A 5,831-nucleotide genomic window follows, 5' to 3' on the forward strand; every position below is an offset into this window, starting at 1 on the left:
ATCAAGCCGCCGCCGCCCGCCGCAGTCGTGCACGAGGAGCCGCCGCCCGCCCCGCGGGAATTCCGCGCCGCATGGGTCGCCACCGTCGCCAACATCGACTGGCCGAGCCGCCGCGGCCTGAGCGACGCGGCGCAGATCGCCGAGATCCACGCGATCCTCGACAGCGCCCGCGCGCTGCGCCTGAACGCCATCGTGCTGCAGGTGCGCACCAGCGCGGATGCGCTCTACCGCTCGACGCTGGAACCGTGGAGCGAGTACCTCTCCGGCGTGCAAGGCCAGGGGCCGGGCTACGACCCGCTCACGCTGTGGATCGAGCAGGCGCATGCGCGCGGCCTCGAACTGCACGCCTGGCTGAACCCGTACCGCGCGAAGCAGAGCGGCGGCAAGTCGGCCGCCGCTGCCACGCACCTGAGCCGCACCCGGCCGGAGTGGGTCAGGAAATACGGCGACCAGCTCTGGATCGATCCGGGCGAGCCGGCCGCCGCGGACCACACGCTGGCCGTCTGCCGCGACCTCCTCAGCCGCTACGCCATCGACGGCCTGCACATCGACGACTACTTCTATCCCTATCCGGTCCAGGACGCGGCCAAGCAGGACATCGACTTCCCCGACGAACCCAGCTGGCAGCGTTACCTGCTCGGCGGCGGCACGCTGTCGCGCGCGGACTGGCGACGCGACAACGTCGACCAGCTCGTGCGTCGGATGTACGACCTGGTCCGGGCCGTGCGCCCGACCGCGCGCGTCGGCATCAGCCCCTTCGGCCTCCCGCGTCCGGACCTGCGTCCGGCGGGCATCACGGGCTTCTCGCAGTACGACAAGCTCTACGCCCACGTCGAGCACTGGATGGCGATGGGCTGGCTAGACTACGTCGCGCCGCAGCTCTACTGGCCGCGCGCGCAGAAGCCGCAGGCTTTCGAGCCGCTGATGCGCGCCTGGCAGGGCGTCAATCCGCTGGGCCGGCACGTGTGGCCGGGCCTGTTCACCAGCCGCGCGGCCAACGAGCCCGAAGGCTGGCCGGTCGACGAGATCCCGGCGCAGGTCGAGCTCATGCGCAGCGCGCCGGCCACCGGCGGGCATCTGCACTTCAGCATGGTCGCCCTGCTGAAGAACCGCCGCGGCATCGCCGGCACGCTGCGCGACGGCGCCTACGCGCAGGCAGCGCTGGCGCCCTCGACGCCCTGGCTGTCCGCGCCCGGCTGCGAAGCGGTGTCCCTGTCCCGGGAGCCGGACGGCAGCCTGCGCGCCACGGTCACGTCGGGTGCGGCCGCCCAGCGCTTCGCGCTCTGGCGCCGCCTGCCGGCCGGCGCCTGGCGTTTCGAGGTCCTGGCGCCCGACGGGCGCATCGCCCAACCCGTTCCCGGCGAAGGGCTGGTGCTCTCCGCGATCAACGCGATCGGCGACGAGGGGCCACGCGCGACGTTCGTCGCCTGAACCCCGGCGATTTCTGTCGACTCGGCGCAACGACGCCCCCTGACCGCGTGCGGTGGCCGCGCCTAGGGGAAACCCTTGGAAACTGAGCCAAAGACAGGATCACGCGGCGCACCGCCGCGTGCCGGCGCGCCCCGCTCCGGGGCTGTGTTTCTGCCACGTGTTGCGCGGGTGCACCAACCGCAAACGCCAGTGAACACTTGTCACAGCTCCTCAACAATCGCTGTCCAGACTGCGCCGCTGACGCGTTGGCAAGGTGCCTGGAGCCGCCCTTCAAAAGGGCTCGAACGGCGCATTGACAACGTGAGGTGAAGGGGAGCTCTCCCGATATTGCCGCATTGATGCGGCAGGTTTCGGCTGGTAGGCTTTTTGCTTCATAAGCGAAGAAGGCCGCTGCATAAGCCGGCCTCGCGCAATAACAAATCGAGGGCGGTCAAGGACGGACACGCGACAAATCGCGGTGAAGTCGGCCAAGGAAAACGTTTGCGGAACGTTTGGTGCCCCCTCGGAACGGGTTTTCGGTCTGACGTCGCACAGGAGCACAGGAAATGAATCAGAAGGATTGGTCGGGTTTTTCGCGGACGGCGCTATCCGTCGCAGTCGCCATCGTGGCGGCCGCGCCGGTGATGGCCCAGAACACCACCTCCGCCATCGGCGGCCGCGTGGTGGGCGCTGACGGCAAGGCCGTCTCGGGCGCCACGGTGGTCATCCTGCACAAGGAGTCCGGCTCCTCGAACACGCAGACCACCGACGCCGACGGCCGCTACAGCGCGCGCGGTCTGCGCGTGGGCGGCCCCTACGTCATCACGGTGACCAAGGGCAGCGACCGCGAGGTCTCCGACAACGTCTACCTGGCCCTGGCCGAGACGCTCGGCCTGGACGTGCAACTGGGCAAGGCCCAGACGCAGCTGGAGACCGTGGTCACCACCGGCACCTCTTCCGCCGCGAAGTTCAACAACTCGACCATGGGTTCCGGCACGCAGATCAGCCGCGCCGAGCTGGACTCGTACGCGTCGATCGCGCGCAACCTGCAGGACTACGCCCGCAACGATCCGCGCCTGGCGCAGACCGACAAGGAACGCGGCGAAATCTCGGCCATGGGCCAGAACTCGCGCTACAACTCGATCACGATCGACGGCGTCGCCATCAACGACAGCTTCGGCCTGGAAGCCAACAACCTGCCGACCGCCAAGCAGCCGATCTCGATCGACGCGATCCAGTCGGTGCAGGTCAACCTGTCCAACTACGACGTGACCCAGAAGGGTTACACCGGCGCCAACATCAACGCCGTCACCAAGTCGGGCACCAACGAGTACAAGGGCAGCGTCTACTACGTCTATCGCAACGATGACATGGTGGGCAAGCGCTTCGACCGCGGCAACCAGCGCTACACCGACTTCCTGCCCTTCAAGGAAGACACCAAGGGCTTCACCCTGGGCGGCCCGATCCTGAAGGACAAGCTGTTCTTCTTCGTCAACTATGAAGAGCTCAAGAGCAACCGCGCCCAGCCGGAATTCGGCCCGATCGGCAGCTCGCTGACCAACAACGCGATCTCGCAAGGCCAGCTCGACGCGATCACCAAGACCGCCAAGGACGCCTACGGCATCGACACCGGCACCGTGATGGGCCAGTCGCAGCTGTCGGTCAAGGACTACCTGGCCAAGATCGACTGGAACATCAACGACCAGCATCGCGCCAGCATCCGCGTGGCCCGCACCGAGCAGTCGGACACCAACAACGGTTCCTTCGGCGGCTACAGCGCGACCGGTCTGCAGATGACCTCGCAGTGGTGGCAGCAGAAGAAGAAGATCGACACCGTCGTCGGCCAGTGGTTCGCCGACTGGACGCCGGACTTCTCGACCGAGCTGAAGATCTCCAACCGCGACTACAACAGCGTCCCGCAGAACAACAGCGACCTGCCCGCGATCGGCATCCGCTTCAACGGCGCGCTGCCTGACGGCGCCCCGGCGGGTTCGAGCACCGGCAACCGCTTCGTCAACTTCGGTACCGAGCAGAGCCGCCAGTTCAACGTCCTCGACACCAAGACCATCGACGGCTACCTGGGCGCCACCTGGGTCAAGGGCGATCACGAGATCAAGTTCGGCGGCGACATCCAGCGCAACAAGATCTACAACGCGTTCTTCCAGAACGTGAACGGCAACTACACCTTCGGTTGCGAAAGCACCAACGGCGCCAACTGGACCTACAGCTTCGGCAGCATCAACTGCAGCACCGCCACCGCGGCGCAGGTGCAGGCCGCCGTGCTGGAGAACTTCACGCGCGGCCGTCCCTCGACCTACCAGGTGCAGGTGCCGGTCGCCGGCGGCACGCTGGACAACGGCATCGCCCAGTGGACGCTGCAGCAGGCCGGCCTGTTCGTGCAGGACACCTGGAACATCTCCAAGGACCTGAACATCACGGCCGGCTTCCGCGTCGACCAGCTGAGCACGGACGACAAGCCGACGTTCAACGCCGCCGCCGCCGTCGCCCCGGTGGCCGGCCGCGTGACCGGCGCCAACACGGTGGCCCGCGCCACCGGCGGCTTCGGCTACGACAACTCGCAGACCGTCGACGGCGAGAACCTGTTCCAGCCGCGCTTCGGCTTCAACTACGCGCTGGACAACCGCGCCACCCACAAGAAGCAGATCCGCGGCGGTGTGGGCCTGTTCCAGGGCGCCGCGGCCTCCGTGTGGCTGACCAACCCGTACTCCAACACCGGCATGGCCACGCGCATCATCGGTTGCGGCGCCGCGGGCCTGAACGCCTGCTCGGGCACCGCCTCGGGCGTGTTCAGCGCGAACCCGGACACCCAGCCGAACCTGTCGGGCACCACGCCGGCGGCCAACGTCGACTTCGTGCAGAAGGGCCTGGGCCAGCCTTCCGTCTGGAAGATGAACCTGGCCTATGACGCCGAGCTGCCGTTCTTCGGCATGAACTTCGGCGTGGAATGGGTCTACACCAAGGTCCAGACCGGCATCTACTACCAGCATCTGAACCTGGGCGAAGCGACCGCCACCGGTCCGGACGGCCGTTCGCTGTACTACACGCCGCAGAGCTACGCCACGGGTTGCTGGACCGCCACCAACGGCAGCCTGAGCACCGCCGGTGCCTGCGCCGGCGGCCGCTCGCGCGCGCTGTCCAACGAGGCCTACAACAACGTCACGATGGCGACGAAGACGAAGAAGGGCGACGGCAACGCCGTGACCCTGTCGTTCCAGCGCCCGGCACGTGACGGCTTCGGCTTCGGCGTCGCCTACACCTACACGGAAGCCTCGGAAGTCAGCCCGCTGACCTCGTCGGTGGCGAACTCCAACTTCAACTCGCGCGCCATCTTCAACCCGAACGAGAACGTGGCCGCCAACTCGGCGTACATGATCCGCGACCGGTTCACGGCCAACGTGACGTGGCAGAAGGCCTTCATCAGCAACCTGAAGACCAACGTCGGCCTGTTCTGGGAAGGCCGCAAGGGCAAGCCCTACAGCTGGACCTTCCTGAACGACATGAACGGCGACGGCGTGGCCGGCAACGACCTGCTGTACATCCCGGCAACGCGCGGCGCGCCCGGCGTCAAGTTCGCCACCCCGGCGGACGAGACGGCGTTCTGGAACATCGTCGACAACAACCCGGACCTGGCCAAGTACAAGGGCGCCGTGGTGCCGCGCAACAGCTCGTTCTCGCAGTTCGTGAACAGCTTCGACCTGCGCCTGAGCCAGGAAGTGCCGGGCTTCTTCCCGCAGCACAAGGGCAAGGTCACGTTCGACATCCTGAACATCGGCAACCTGCTCAACAAGAAGTGGGGCCGCATCGACGAAGTCACCTTCCAGTCGGCCGGCGGCAACCGTCGCAGCTTCGTGAACTTCGCCGGTATCGATGCGCAGGGCAACTACGTGTACCGCACCAACGCCAACGCGATCAACGACAACCAGGCCATCCGCCAGGTCAAGGGCGAATCGCAGTGGGCCATCCAGATCACGGCCGCCTACGAGTTCTGATCCACGTCACGATCGACCGGCCGCCTCGGCCGGTCCTTCACGGCACCGCAACGGGCTCCTTCGGGAGCCCGTTTTTCATTCCGGGACGGGATCCCCATCCAGGGCCATCACCTCCCCCATCGAGCCATGAGCCCAACTCATACCTGTCACGTGCATTGACAATGGCGAACGCGCGGAGCCCCTCGTAAGCTCCGCGCGCCAACGCCGCCATGAGTTCCACGCCCTCCGCCACCGCCGATTCCCACGCGAACGACCGACCCGACGGGCCCGCGTCCGTCCGTGGAGGTGCGGCGTCCGGTCCGCTGGGCCTGGGCCTGGACGCCGGCGGCACGCAGACGCGCTGGGCGCTGGCCCGTCCCGACGGCACGCTGGTCGCGCGCGGCGAGGTCGGCGGCTTCAGCGCGCTGCTGC

General features: G+C 67.4%; 2 protein-coding genes and 1 pseudogene. All 3 read left to right on the forward strand.

Going from position 1 to position 5,831, the window contains the following annotated elements; all coding sequences use genetic code 11:
- Window positions 1-1,431, forward strand: a 1,431-nt coding sequence (locus VF536_RS10640) for a glycoside hydrolase family 10 protein (protein WP_331614821.1), incomplete at its 5' end; no start/stop codon positions are given.
- 545 nt (window positions 1,432-1,976) lie between these two features.
- Entirely contained in the window at window positions 1,977-5,420 is a 3,444-nt protein-coding gene (locus tag VF536_RS10645; protein WP_331614822.1) for a TonB-dependent receptor, read from the forward strand.
- A gap of 209 nt (window positions 5,421-5,629) precedes the next feature.
- Window positions 5,630-5,831: pseudogene (locus tag VF536_RS10650) on the forward strand (hypothetical protein); the annotation flags it as partial.

The sequence above is a fragment of the Roseateles sp. genome, from assembly GCF_036486225.1.
Lineage (GTDB): Bacteria > Pseudomonadota > Gammaproteobacteria > Burkholderiales > Burkholderiaceae_C > Roseateles.